General features: G+C 48.9%; 11 protein-coding genes. 3 read left to right on the forward strand and 8 right to left on the reverse strand.

Features of this window, described 5'->3' with window-relative positions:
• Positions 1-228 precede the first annotated feature (228 nt).
• Positions 229-1,785, reverse strand: coding sequence for a hypothetical protein (locus MNO13_RS22705; RefSeq protein WP_241939342.1), 1,557 nt, complete (start codon positions 1,783-1,785; stop codon positions 229-231).
• Between the two features lie 86 nt (positions 1,786-1,871).
• On the opposite strand from MNO13_RS22705, the gene MNO13_RS22710 reads away from it, so the two are divergent.
• Positions 1,872-3,164 carry a Gfo/Idh/MocA family protein gene (locus MNO13_RS22710; RefSeq protein WP_064541160.1) on the forward strand — a complete coding sequence of 431 codons (1,293 nt, stop codon included), beginning with the start codon at positions 1,872-1,874 and terminating at the stop codon, positions 3,162-3,164.
• 107 nt (positions 3,165-3,271) lie between these two features.
• On the opposite strand, the gene MNO13_RS22715 is transcribed toward MNO13_RS22710, so the two are convergent.
• From MNO13_RS22715 to MNO13_RS22735, 5 genes are all read right to left on the reverse strand, one after another.
• Positions 3,272-5,410 carry a polysaccharide biosynthesis tyrosine autokinase gene (locus MNO13_RS22715; RefSeq protein ID WP_241939343.1) on the reverse strand — a complete coding sequence of 713 codons (2,139 nt, stop codon included), beginning with the start codon at positions 5,408-5,410 and terminating at the stop codon, positions 3,272-3,274.
• Between the two features lie 19 nt (positions 5,411-5,429).
• Complete coding sequence (locus tag MNO13_RS22720) at positions 5,430-5,864, reverse strand: low molecular weight protein-tyrosine-phosphatase (RefSeq protein ID WP_064541166.1); 435 nt, start codon at positions 5,862-5,864, stop codon at positions 5,430-5,432.
• A complete protein-coding gene (locus MNO13_RS22725) occupies positions 5,865-7,007 on the reverse strand; it encodes a polysaccharide export protein (RefSeq protein WP_064541169.1) in 1,143 nt (380 codons plus the stop codon).
• A gap of 498 nt (positions 7,008-7,505) precedes the next feature.
• A complete protein-coding gene (locus tag MNO13_RS22730) occupies positions 7,506-8,195 on the reverse strand; it encodes an LrgB family protein (protein WP_064541172.1) in 690 nt (229 codons plus the stop codon).
• Positions 8,188-8,613, reverse strand: coding sequence for a CidA/LrgA family protein (locus tag MNO13_RS22735; protein ID WP_064541309.1), 426 nt, complete (start codon positions 8,611-8,613; stop codon positions 8,188-8,190). The genes MNO13_RS22730 and MNO13_RS22735 overlap by 8 nt, the downstream gene beginning before the upstream one ends.
• A 103-nt stretch (positions 8,614-8,716) precedes the next feature.
• On the opposite strand from MNO13_RS22735, the gene MNO13_RS22740 reads away from it, so the two are divergent.
• Together MNO13_RS22740 and MNO13_RS22745 are read left to right on the forward strand one after the other, a co-directional pair.
• A complete protein-coding gene (locus tag MNO13_RS22740; protein WP_241939344.1) occupies positions 8,717-9,598 on the forward strand; it encodes a LysR family transcriptional regulator in 882 nt (293 codons plus the stop codon).
• A gap of 190 nt (positions 9,599-9,788) precedes the next feature.
• Positions 9,789-10,469 (forward strand): YopT-type cysteine protease domain-containing protein, encoded by a 681-nt coding sequence (locus MNO13_RS22745; protein WP_241939345.1) that lies wholly within the window; start codon positions 9,789-9,791, stop codon positions 10,467-10,469.
• A 45-nt stretch (positions 10,470-10,514) separates the two neighbouring features.
• Here MNO13_RS22745 and MNO13_RS22750 read toward each other — a convergent pair whose 3' ends face one another.
• On the reverse strand, positions 10,515-12,161 hold the full coding sequence (locus MNO13_RS22750) for a Na+/H+ antiporter (RefSeq protein ID WP_064541181.1): 1,647 nt from the start codon (positions 12,159-12,161) through the stop codon (positions 10,515-10,517).
• A 259-nt stretch (positions 12,162-12,420) separates the two neighbouring features.
• Positions 12,421-13,770 carry an NCS2 family permease gene (locus tag MNO13_RS22755; protein ID WP_064541185.1) on the reverse strand — a complete coding sequence of 450 codons (1,350 nt, stop codon included), beginning with the start codon at positions 13,768-13,770 and terminating at the stop codon, positions 12,421-12,423.
• Positions 13,771-13,980 lie beyond the last annotated feature (210 nt).

Consider the following 13,980-nt stretch of genomic DNA (forward strand, 5'->3'; position numbering starts at 1 on the left):
TCGGGGAATTAAGAATACTTCCCCATGTAAATAATCTCTTGCCGATCGACTTCGCATTTCCCCCCGCTCAATACAGCATTGCTCACAGTTTCCCGCCGCCTATACGTGATATGTGTCACAGAGAATTTCTCGATTTTGCGAGACAGATCGCGGGTTTTGCCATTGTTAGCTTAAGCTCCGTGTTGCCCACCTGTTCCCGCACGACAACCCTTCCCCGCCTACTTATGATTATCCCAACAAGCTCACAGCGAATCCGCGTAACCGTTCGGCATTGAGCAGTAATGAAACATAGTGCGGGCTGCCTGAGGGCGGCGAATCCGCCCAGCGTTCAAGCGTATCGGCAAAACGCAGTAACGTTTCGCGATGCTGAACGGCGGTTTTCGCCACCAGAGCACTGCCGCCATAATGCTCACTGATTTGCATATCGCTGACCGCGAAGGCGACATGCGAAAAGAGTTGGCCATACATATCGGCGTTGCGCCAGGCGGCATCGAGGCGCTCCAGCGTGTCGTTGTGGCAGGTGATGCGCAGTTCACGCAGTTGCTGTACGGCGGAGCTTGCAAGGAACCGGGCGCTCTGTTTTTCCAGTTCAATCAACTGGCGCTGTTCAGCACCGAGCGCCGGGTCATCGGTCGGGAAAAGTGGCTGAAACGCCTGCGCCCAGTTGGCGCTGCGAACATCGGTATGCAGCAGTTGTTGCGCCTGGGCATAACTTTCCGGGATTTGGCTTTGGTAGTGCATACGCCGCCCAAGCAGATTCGGCGTTTTGCATAGCCAGTCGTAGCTTGAGGTGTACAAATCGCTGAAACGCTGGCGATCACGCTTGCTGCGGAAAGCGAGTTTTTGATGCTCAATCCAGCTGTCGATAACCGAAGAAGGTGCGGTGTTATTCGCGGCACTCAGGCCGAAAAGATTGATGCCATTGGCGGAATCCATTGTCAGTCCGTCAGACAGCCACTGCCATGAAACGCGCGCGGTAATGGTTTCGATATTGTGGTCGGCGAGGCTGGTCGCCCAGCTCAGGCGTCCCTGGATTTCATCGGCCAGATAACACGGCAGAACAGTCCAGCCGTAGCCAATGCCCCAGAGATCGTATTCGATCCATTTTTTACGCCCGCTGAGCGCAACAATATTCGGATGGTTAGCAAAACCTGGATGGTAATCCAGTTCCGTGGCTTTAATCGAGGCGCGAACATCATCCGGCAGGCCAGATAACACGCGGGAAAGTTGCTGGCGTGGCCAACTGGTATCAATGAAATCGCGCAGGATGAGCTTTTTGCCCTGAGCGCGTAACAGACTCCAGACGTGATGCAGGCTTTGTTGCCAGCCGTCGGTCTGAAATTGTGGGGTGGTCAGGCTTAATATCACGCCGCTGAGATGCGGTAATAACGGCAATAAGCGGGTCAGGCTCGACGAATAAAACTGTTGCCAGAAATCGGGCGTGCTGCGCTCATCAAATGCAAACTCCGGGAATTTACGTCTGATGATGTCATCGGTCGGCGCGGCTTCGCCTTGCAGCCAGAAGCTGAGATTAAATTCCTGCAAATAAGCACTGACCTTTTTTAAATATTGCAGGGCGTTATTTTGCTGATGAATCAGATTTTCAACGTCGAAGCGGTGACTGAGGGGTGACGGTGTCGCCAGCAGCGAAAGCAGCTCCTGCTGATGAAGAATAATGCCGGTAAAACCATGAACTTTGGCGGCGTTGACACAGGAAACCAACCACGGCCAGTGCCAAATAAACGGGCTGTTTAACTCCATTAATTGATGCGGAACCAGTTTCATAAGCATTACCGGAAATAAAACCAGGCAGGAATTGTAGGGTGGATAAGCGCGAGCGTCATCTACCACTTATTTAAATTGAGGACATTATGAAAAAATATGCGTTGGTAGGAACGGGCGGTCGCGCCGGGTTGTATATCGAAGCGATCGGCGGTAAATGGAAAGACAATGCGCAACTGGTGGCATTTTGCGATACCAATCAGACGCGTATGAATTACGCTAATAAGCTTCTGACCAACACCGGTGCGGCACCCGCGTCAACCTGGAAAGCCGCAGATTTCGAAACCATGATCCGCGAGACACGCCCGGATATCGTCATTGTCACCACCATGGACCGTACGCATGATGATTACATCGTGCGCGCGCTGCACGCCGGTTGTGATGTGATTACCGAAAAACCGATGACCATTGATGAACAGCGTGCCCTGCGTATTCTGGATGCTATTGAGCAAACCGGCCGCGAAGTGCGCGTCGCTTTCAATTATCGTTATGCGCCGCACCACAGCAAAATCCGTGAGTTACTGATGGAAGAAACCATTGGCGAGGTGTTTTCAGTACATTTCGAATGGTTGCTCAACACGGAGCATGGCGCAGATTACTTCCGTCGCTGGCACCGTGAAAAACGTAACAGCGGCGGCCTGCTGGTGCATAAATCGACCCATCACTTTGACCTGATGAACTTCTGGCTGGGCAGTTATCCGGAACGGGTGTATGCGGAAGGCGGTTTGCGTTTTTATGGCAAAGAGAATGCCGAAAAGCGTGGTGTTTCGCAGTTTTATCCACGCGCAAATGGTTTTGCTGCCGCGAAAGATGATCCGTTTGCACTGCACATGGAAGAAAATGCGCAGCTCAAAGCGCTGTATCTGGATGCGGAGCACGAAGATAACTACTTCCGCGATCAGAGCGTATTCAGCGAGGGTATTAACATCGAAGATACGCTGTCAGTGATGGTGAAATACCAAAACCAGGTGCAGATGACTTATTCGCTGAATGCGTATTTGCCGTGGGAAGGGTTGAATGTGGTGTTCAACGGCAGCCGTGGGCGGCTGGAAATGAAACTGGTGGAGATGTCTTACGTCAACGCCGGTGGCGAGCGTGAAAATGAAGGCAGTCTGGAAAGCTGTGATATCACCGTGTTCCCGATGTTTGCCGCACCTTATAAAGCCGATTTCACTGTTGGTGCGGGTGGCCACGGCGGTGGCGATAACGCGATGCTGGCGGATTTGTTTGGCGAACCGGGCCATGATCCACTGCAACGCGCCGCCGATCACCATGACGGAGCGATGTCGATTTTGACCGGGATTGCCGGGAATATTTCGATGCAGCAGCAACGACCAGTGGCGTTTAAAGAGTTTGAGTTGGTTTCACGGTTGAAACGCTAGTTTTTAACTTTTCTGCGGGGATGAGGGCGATGTATCAGATTGAAACAACCCTCACCCCAGCCCTCTCCCTGGGGGAGAGGGGGTCGCCACGCTATCTTCTTCGCTCGCTAAACACTTTGGGAATAGTATGGATATTCGTATGCCGAAATGGCCCCTTTTTGCACTCCGTTAAACACCACGTAATCCAGTTCAACATGACATTTTTTAAAGCGGTTTATTGCCGTAACCAACTCTTTCACAGTGTTAATTTTATAGCGCAGAACAAGCAGTGACAGGCCAATATGTTGAGCCGCTATAGCCGCATCAGTGATGGACAATATCGGCGGTGTATCGACGATCACGTAGTCATATTCACGCTGCGCCCATTGCATTAACTGCGCAAAGTTATCGTGCATTAAAAGCTCGGAGGACAACACCGCTCCCGCTCCACGGGAGATAAAATCGAGGCCTGATTGAGTCGAAGGCTGGACCGCATCTTTAAACTCAATGTTATTCTGTAAAATCTCACTCAGACCATATTGTTCTTTAAGTCCAAGCATTTCATGCAGATAGCCAAGCCGCATATCAGCATCAATGAGTAAAATGCGTTTCCCGGTATCCGCCATTACAGCGGCCAGGTTACCGCATATAAATGTTTTTCCAGCACCCGGTGTCGCACCAGAAATCAGGAAGCTATTTTTATCAGCCTGTTTAAGTGCGATAAAAATAGCCGTTCGCAAACTGCGCATTGCCTCAATAGCCAGGTCATCAGGATGTTCCCGGGCCAGCCAAAAATCTTTGCGTATAGGTTTGGTTTTAATTTTTCGGAAGGTTTGGCTTTGTGGCCGTTTACTCCACGGAACTGAGGCCAGAACCTCCACGCCATAATTTTCAATAGATTGAGTGTCTTCCAGAAGACGGCGGAATAGGGATGCAATTAAGCAATATCCGCTGGAAAAAATGAACCCGAGAAAAGCGCCTAATACCGCACTCACTCCTTTTAATTTACCGACCGGCTTCGGGTCGCTAATAGCTTCATCAACTATCCTGATGTTCGCAACAGTACTGGCTTTTGCAATGCCGAACTCATGCTGCTTTGCCAGCAACTGCATATAAATTTCCTGCCCGGCTTCTACATCACGCTTAATGCTCAATATTTCCTGCTGTTTTTTTGGCATTGTCGAAATTGCCTGAGAGAGTGCGACTTTCTCTTCATTAATCAGCGCTTCCTTTTCCAGCAAGGCACGATAAATTGGGTGGCTTTTGGTGTACAGTTTCGAAAGCTCAGCCTTCGCCAGTTGTAATTCATTTTGCTGTGATTGAATGGTAACCGATGATTCCAGAACCGCTTTCGCTTCCAGAGGGAGATCAATAGATCCATTTTCTTGCTTAAAAACATTGAGTTGCTTGTCAGCCCGGTTAAGACTTTCCTGTGCGACGGGGAGTAATTTGTTCACGAAATCAAGGCTTTTGGATGCCTCCTCAGCCCGTTGCGTCATATTGTCTTCTCGGAAATTCAGGCTGATATTGTTGAGGATTTGCGTAATCTTTTGTTTATTGTCTCCAGTAAGTGAGACATGGATCAGCCCGCTCGTTTTATTCAATTCTTCAGCTGTCAGGCGTTTGAGTAAATCCTGTATCACCGTAAATTTTGAGTAGATGGTGAGAGTAAATTTAGTTCCTGCTGGCGCAGTGATGTTTGCCACATTAATGATAAAACCACTTTGATTTAGGGTTTGATTAACCTTTCCTAAAAAAACACCGTTCTCTCCCAGATTAAGCTGGTAGCTGTCGGGGGAAAGCACTGTCAGCTCCCAATCCATATCTTCACTTTCCGGCGGGACGCTGAACGTTGGGACAATAATGGTGGGAGATTTTTTACTGGAAAATGCAGCCAGGAAATCGCCAATATAAGGGAGACGTTTCTCACGAACAACAAGCTGTAAACCCATTTCCTCAATTGTCATACTGAGAACCCGTCGGGATTTGAGGATACCCATTTCTGTTGCCGAGGAAGGTTCGTCATTGCCCAGTGGGCTCATCAATTTACTGATAAGGTTATTTTTAGGGTTTTTATCTAATTGAATTAATACGCTGGCAATATAGGTTGGCTGTTTCGTCGCCGTATATAAAAAAGTCAGCACAGCAAAAAGCACCGTAGTAATAATTATTTTATACTTATGAGAGAAAAGCATTAGTACAATCTGAATGAGATCAATTTCATCCACATTATCTCTATCAGAAGAATGTTCTTTATTCATTTTCATAGTTATTATTCAGTCCATTTTAAAATAGTAATGCTTTTTTCCATGCTGTTGTCGCATCCATCATCCTCTGAAAAGTCATTCGATAGAGTTCATGACTTTTCCTGTAAGGGTCAGGAATATCAGCTCTTCCATTCCAGTGAGTTAATAGATGGCATTTACCACTGAGTTGTGGGTATTGGTGATTAATAACTTCCGCTTGCTTCGTTTCCATCACCAAAATGAGATCATACTCAAGACCTTTTTCAGGAGTGAATCTCTTCGAACGATGGTCAGTAAGAACAATACCTTTTTCTTCCGCAAGCTCTATCATTACGCTATCTGCCAGCATTCCTTTACTGGCATTTAACCCCGCCGAATGGACAGTAATGCGCGGAAGTAATTGAGCCAATAGCCGTTCAGCAACCGGTGAACGGCAAAGATTTCCCGTACAAATGACCAGGATGGAGGTAATCATTTATTTACCCCAATTATGAATAAAGTTAGCAGACTCAGTAATTTCTTTGACTCCACTAATGGTTGGGATTAACTGACTAATGACGCGATTCCAACGTGCAATGGGTGCGCTAGTGACATAAACAATGTCGTAGGGTTCTAACTGAAAGCTGGTACCCATCACAAGAGCGCTGGCATCGGAGGCATCCAGTTGGTAAATATTGGCAATTTTATGGTCAGATTGATTATTGCTTTGGGCGCGAATGACGAAAATACCTGTCGCATCTGAAGTCATTTGATTAATGCCTTCTGCTCGTCCCAGCGCTTCTGTCAGCGTCATGCCGCTACTGTCCATTTTAAGCATGGTTTGTTTATTGACTTCACCCATCACAAAAACTTTCAGCTCGTCATTGCGTGGGACATAAAGAATATCTCCGGCGAGTAATAACCTGTTTTGCGTCAGGTCTCCTGATTTCAACAATGCTTTTAGCGAGATCATTTCTTTTTGACCTGCCCGGCTTAATACCGCGTGATTCCAGTCAGCAAACTCGGTTAACCCACCGGCGTTATTGAGTGCATCGATAATTGTCAGAGGAACATTGGTAATCGCTTGTTGCCCGGAATTTGTGACTTCACCGGTAATATAGGCTTTTTGAGAACGAAAATTGGCGACGCTAACATCAACCTGCGGGGATTCAATCCACGGTGCGAGTTTTTCCGTTAACGTTTGACGCACATCTTCTAATGTTTTTCCATCGACATGAATTTTCCCCGCATAGGGATAAAAAATCGTCCCATTAGCTTGTACCCAGTTCCCTGTGTCACTGGCGCTACGATATTGCCCGGCAGGGGTCGTTAATTCCGGATGATCCCAGACTGTCACCATCAGTATATCGCCCACACCAATCCGGTAATGGTATTGCTGAATGAGCTTCTCAAGTTCGGGGTTGGCCTGGGCAGTGATTTTTGGCGTCAGCAGCGAAGAGGTAAGCTTTGGCGATATCGGGTAAATATTCACCAATGAGTTGATATCTACCGCAGTGCCGTGCTCTTTAACCATGTTTTTACTGGAAACATCCAGATGAGTGCCAGGAATTATCGTGCAGCCACTCATGAGGGAAAGCAGTGAAAAAATCACTGGTTTAATTAATATTATTTTTTTCATTATATCCACAACAAAGGGAATAGGCATATGACTAACTAAACGACAAAACTTAAATGACATCTAATTACCTTAGATGCCATAAAAATATTCAGTCCGCACACTCATGAATAAACATTAAGACCTGCACTGTCAACATGCCATTTATTAATGATATATTAAACTTTATTAATAACCCGTGACAGTAGTGCCCGATTAATACTTCTGCAGAAGAAATTATTCCCTACGCGTCAGAAAAAAAATAAACAAGAGAATTATCTTTGCTGAGTTAATAGCCAAATAAAATAACGATAAGCAACATGATATTGCATTAGATTGAGAAAGAACTGATGGGGATAACGTTCATACCGCCCTCACCCCGGCCCTCTCCCTGAGGGAGAGGGAGGAAAGAGGTAATGCCCTCTCCCTTAAGCAAAGTGGGGAAAGAGGTAATGCCCTCTCCCTCAAGCAAAGTGGGGAAAGAGGTAATGCCCTCTCCCTCAAGCAAAGTGGGGAAAGTGTTTAAAACATCAGCCAACCGACCAAAGGTGCGATCAACACCATCACTACGCCGGAAAACATCATCACCAGGCTTGCTACCACGCCTTCCTGCGGACCCAATTCGTAGGAGCGAGCGGTACCTGCGCCATGTGACGCTGCACCAAAACCAGCACCCTTTGCCATTCCTTCACGAATAGCAAGGCGCAAAAACAACACGTCTCCCACAGCCATACCAAATACGCCTGTCACCACCACAAATAACGCCACCAGTTCTGGTTGCCCGCCAAGCGGTTTGGCAGCGGCTAATGCAAAAGGCGTGGTAATCGAGCGCACAGCCAGGCTGCGCTGAATTTCGTCGGAAAGGGTAAATAAGCGTGCCAGCCAGACTGAACTAGTGACAGCCACCACCGTTGCGGTGATAACGCCGGCTGTGAGTGACATCCAGTGGCGTTTAATCACCCTGAGATTGTCATAAACCGGCACCGCAAAAGCGATGGTCGCCGGGCCAAGTAGCCACAATAGCCAGTGCGCTTCACCCATGTAATTTTGATAGGAGATGTGGCCAAAAATGAGCATCGCCACCAGCAGTAATGGCGTTAATACCAGCGGCATTAATGGCAACTTTCGGAAACGGCGATAGAGTTTTTTATTCGCAAAATAGAGCCCGAGCGTGATAACCAGACACAGCATGCTTAGCTGGAAATTATTCACCGCGTGCCTGCCTGCGGGCTTCTCGCGCCAGTTCAAAACGATAGACTTTATCCACCACCAGCGCAGTAGTACCGAGTACCAGCGTGGTGCTGATAGCAATCACCAGGAAAATGCGCCAGCCGTCGACCATTAGTAGTTCGGCGTAATTCACCACCGCGACCACGGCGGGGACGAAGAACAACAACATTTCGGCCAGCAACCAGCGAGAACCTGCCCGTACCCATTTCAGGGGCACCACGCGGAAAACGATTAACGCCAGCAGTAACAGCATTCCTACCAGGTTCGCAGGCAGCGGCAAATGCCACCATTCCACCAACTGTTGGGCAAAAATAAACAATCCCGCGTATAGCGCCACTTGTACTGGCACCTGAATACGGCGAAAAAAAACTGGCGTAAATTCACGTAACGCCACGGCCATGAGAGCCACACTCCAAAAAAAGATCAGGTGGCGATTATAGTTAGCCAACTCCATTGAAAGAAATGAATTAAAATCATCAGAGGTATAGTCAACGGGAATAGTTATGGACATCAGGACACTGCGTTATTTTGTTGAGGTGGTTCGCCAGCAAAGTTTTACCCGCGCTGCCCAGAAGATGTTCGTCACTCAGCCGACCATCAGTAAAATGCTGCGCAATCTCGAAGATGAACTGGGCTGCACGCTGCTGATTCGCGATGGCCGCAAGCTGTTACTCACCGACACCGGTGAGGTGGTTTATCAGCACGGTTTGGCAATTTTGGCGGAGTTTCGCCAGTTGGAAGCCGAACTTGGTGATATTAATCATCTCAATAAAGGTGTACTGCGCCTTGGTATTCCCCCGATGGTCGGCATGTTGATGGCAGGGCCAATTAGCCTGTACCGCCAGCGCTACCCTGGCGTCGAGCTGAAGATTTCCGAATTCGGGGGTTTGACGGTGCAACAGGCGGTGCTTAATGGCGAGCTGGATTTAGCCATGACCGCGCTACCCGTTGATGACGAACATACCTTTTCCACGCTGCCGTTGATCCAGAATCCGCTGTGCGTTCTGGTGCCACGATCTGGCCCGTGGACGACGCGCACCAGCATCGACCCTATTGAACTTGCCGCGCATCCGCTGCTTATCTACAACGAAGATTTCGCCCTGAGCCGCCAGCTCATTCAGCTGTTTCAGGAGCATGGATTTACGCCGCGTATCGCGGTGCGTAGCGGGCAATGGGATTTCCTTGCCGCGATGGTACAAGCGGGTGTTGGAATTGCGATTTTGCCAGAAACGATTTGCCAGAAGCTGGATAAAAACACCTTGATGTGGCTGCCGTTAAACAGCGATTTGACGTGGCAACTGGCGATGATTTGGCGTGAAGGGGTTTATATTTCGCAAAGTGCGCAGGCGTGGATTTCGTGTTGTAAGGAGTTTTGGCCGGTTTAGAACAGAGTAAATAGCATCAATTATTTACGGATATAAAATCCAATGTGGATTATATGTCCGTAGTTATATTGTTACAAGAAAGCTCTGATATAGAGATTTTATTGATCCACCTTAAGAAATCGATATTTCAATTACGTAACATCGGCCAAAACACTGAATGACTACAATTCATCGTATAAAAGGAATTAACATGAGAAGTGCTTCCATACAACTGATCTCCCGGACTGGTGGAAAGTATAACCACTATAGTCAAAATGATTATATCGTGAAAAATAAATGGGGACATGCGGACCCCTCTAAAAGACAGGGAGCATGGATTGGTAATAATCATGACAGTAAAGGCTACGTGACTGAATATGGTGTAGAAGGCGGGGTTTGTCTGGGACTGGCGGGAACATACCTGATGGCGGGTAAAATCTGGGAGACATTCAAGCCGTATATCGCAGGCGAAAGGGGGAAAGGCTTAGTCCGTGGCATCGTGAATTACCAGGAGCAATTAAGCAAAGTTGGCAACATGGCGGCGATGAAAACGGTACTTCATACTATTCTCAAGAATAATAATGTGAATTTTATTAATGAGAATAGAGTCTCCCCAACAAATACTGCTGAAGAAATCAGCACTGGAATATTAAATAATATAGAACAAGGGTTTGGTTATCATTTGTCTATTAAAAGAGCTGGGGGTGGACACTCATTAGCAATACGCCAGGAACAGGGCAAAATAAAATTGTTTGACCCTAATTATGGAGAGGTAACTTACCCTTATGAACAAGGGCGTTGTGAGGGAATGGCTACATTTCTGACGCATCTCTTTTCTCAATATTATAATAAGTACTTTCTTATCTCGATTGAGCGCTATGCCTTAAATTAACGCTCTTCATCCTCTCCCCCTGCTGAGGGAGAGGAACCGGGAAAATTATTGCTGCTCGACCAATAGCGCTTCGAGCAAATCGAGATCGTGCAGCAGCTTCATTAAAGTGTCGTTGCTGATTTTCTGCGTCGCGCGTAAATGATAAAGCTCGGCGCGTTCGGAACGTAACGCGGCCAGACGGAAGCGGCGCTCAAGGTTCTCTTCAAGCTCGCTACTTTCCATATCATTTCGCCCATCAGCACGGCGGCGCAAGTTCCCTATCACGCGTGAGCTCACCTCTTTGAGCAACTGATCGTCAATGTTCTCGTTGACATCAGATTGCAGGCGTTCTTCCATTTTCTCAATGGCGGTGATCGCCACTTCAGCCGTGGCGGCACGGGCAATACGCTCTTCCTGGCGCGCCATCGATTTGTCAGGGACTTCGACATTGCGCAGCAGAATCGGCAGCATGATCACCCCGACTAACAGCGAGAATAAAATCACCCCAGCCGACAAGAAAATAAGCTCATAACGTGCCGGGAATGGCGTGCCATTACCGAGTAACAGCGGGATGGAAAGCACACCAGCAAGCGTAATTGCCCCGCGTACACCGGCGAACGAAGCAATACACAGCTCGCGCGTGGAAAAGGAACCGAACTCCAGCGGGCGTTTTTTCATAAAGCGCAAGCTGAGGCGTTTCATGGTCCACAGCCACAAGAAACGTAAGCCGATGAGGGCAAAATAGATAAGCCCGATGTCAACAAATAGCATCCACAATTCGACGTTCGGATCGGCGTTTGCGGCAGCAATCGACGTTTTCATGATGTCTGGTAATTGCAGGCCCAGCAGCAAGAACACCATGCCGTTGAACACAAACTCGAGCATCGCCCAGACGCTATTGGCACGCAGGCGCATCGCCAGTGGAGCACTGCGCAACACACCAGAACGGGTGATCGTCATACCGGCGGCCACGGCGGCCAGGATGCCGGAAACGCCAATGTGTTCAGCAATCAGGTAAGAAGCAAACGGCAGCAGTAACAGCAGCAGGATTTGCGTGGCGGGTTCATCACCGCTCCAGCGGCTCATCAGGCGCAGTGATTTTCCGTACAGCCAACTGACGGCAATCCCCGCCAGCAGGCCGCCAATCGCCACTTTGAAGAACTCGAAGGTCGCTCCGCCGACGCTAAAGACCATCGACCCAACCGCCACCGCGACGGCCATTTTTAACGATACCAGGCCGGATGCGTCGTTCATCAGCGCTTCGCCCTGCAATATCCCCATAATTTTTTTAGGAATGCGCCCTTCTCCGACGATACCGGAAAGCGCCACGGCATCGGTCGGTGAAAGCACCGCCGCCAGAGCAAATGCCGGAAGTAGCGGAATGCCTGGCACCAGGTAGTAAATCAGGAAGCCAATGCCAACCACAGTGACCAGCACCAGAACCAGCGCCAGGCCAATGATTTCCCTCCCGTGACGAAGAAATTCGTTGGTCGGTGTTTTCCAGCCATCGGCAAACAGCAATGGTGGAATAAACAGCACCAGAAAGAGTTCCGGATTGAAATCAACATGCAAACCGAAGTGAGGCCAGGCAAGCACGGCACCTATCGCAATTTGCATTAACGGAAGCGGGATCTGGAACGGCAGCATACGTGTAGCCACACCAGAGAGCGAAACCACAAGGGTCATGATGAGAATAGTAAAGAAGATTTCCATGCTTTCCTTAGTCGCAGTGTTTTGTGAAACCCTTTTTGCAGGATGTTGTTATACCCAATAGTAAAACAACTTTTTACACAGGAAGGAAACAGGAAAAGATTTGATTGGTTTTGAAAGGAGTATTCAGAGTTTTTGCTCTAAATAATTCGAGTTGCAGGTAGGCGGCAAGAGAGCGAATCCCCAGGAGCTTACTAAAGTAAGTGACTGGGGTTCGCGAGTGCAGCCAACAACCCTGCAGCTTGAAGTATGACGAGTAAAATTAAATTGCCCAACCGCCGGCATAGAATGCGACTAAGGCGATTGCGATAGCCACGGTACCGATGTTCAGCTTGCGCCATTCACCAGAAACAACGCGGCCAATGACCAGCGATGCAAAGCCAATCATGATGCCGGTAACGATGTTACAGGTCAGCACGATGAATACCGCAGTGATCAGGCCAGCCATGGCATCAACGAAATCAGCGAAGTCGATTTTTGCCACGTTGCTCAGCATCAGCAGACCCACATACATCAGCGCCGGAGCGGTGGCGTAAGCAGGAACCAGATAAGAGAGCGGAGAAAGGAACAGAATCAGCAGGAACAGCACGCCGACGGTGATGGCTGTCAGACCGGTTTTACCGCCCGCCGCAGTACCTGCCGCAGACTCGATGTAAACGGCCGCTGGCGCTGCACCCACCAGGCCTGAGAACACGGAGCTCAGGGAGTCGGTAGTCAGTGCTTTACCGCCATCAATGATTTGACCGTCTTTATCCAGCAGATTTGCCTGGCCCGCGACAGCACGGATGGTGCCGGTTGCATCGAATACCGCCGTCATCACCAACGCCAGAACGCTCGGTAACACCACTGGATTCAGCGCGCCCATAATATCCAGGCTACCAATCAGTGAATTGCCCGCTTCATCTTTCAGCGATGGCATCGCGAAGATGCCAGAGAAATGCACGGTTGGATCGAAAATCAGGCCAAAAATAGAAATACCGATGATGGTCAGCAGAATGCCGCCAGGGACTTTCAGCTTTTCCAGACCGATGATGACCGCCAGGCCAATCAAAGACATGATGACCGGGAAGCTGGCGAAATGGCCCAGCGCAACGGGCAAGCCATCCAGCGGGTTTTTGATAACCAGGCCGACACCGTTTGCCGCAATCAGCAGCAGGAACAAGCCGATACCAATACCCGTGCCATGCGCAACACCCATCGGTAAGTTACGCAAAATCCAGCTACGAATGCCGGTTGCAGAGATGATAGTAAACAGCACACCCATCAGGAAAACAGCACCCAGAGCAACAGGCACACTGATGTGTTGACCTAATACCAGGCTAAATGCGGTAAAGGCAGTCAGTGAAATAGCGCAACCAATGGCCAGCGGCAGGTTTGCCCACAGGCCCATCACCAAAGAGCCAACACCGGCGACCAGGCAAGTTGCCACAAAGACCGCCGCAGGAGGGAAACCTGCTTTACCGAGCATGCCCGGCACGACGATCACGGAGTACACCATCGCGAGGAAAGTGGTTAAACCCGCCACCACTTCCTGACGAACGGTACTGCCACGTGCAGATATTTTGAACCAGGCATCGAGACCGCCGGTTGCACGCGGAGAATGATTAGACATAGTGAAAAATCCCCTGAGATTTTTATGATTACGTTGGTATGCGTGGTTGGCAGACCGCTGCCAATTAAACGTTCAAATTCTTAAAGAATACGAATTGATCCCTGTGCTGCGTTTGCGACAAAAAAGGGGCGTCACAAAAAAAGCAAACGTTTAACTCCGCGCATACAAACTGAGCGTCAAAATTAAGGCAAACGATTATCCGGCCTTCTT

Source organism: Buttiauxella ferragutiae, assembly GCF_022637515.1.
Taxonomy (GTDB): Bacteria; Pseudomonadota; Gammaproteobacteria; order Enterobacterales; family Enterobacteriaceae; genus Buttiauxella; species Buttiauxella ferragutiae.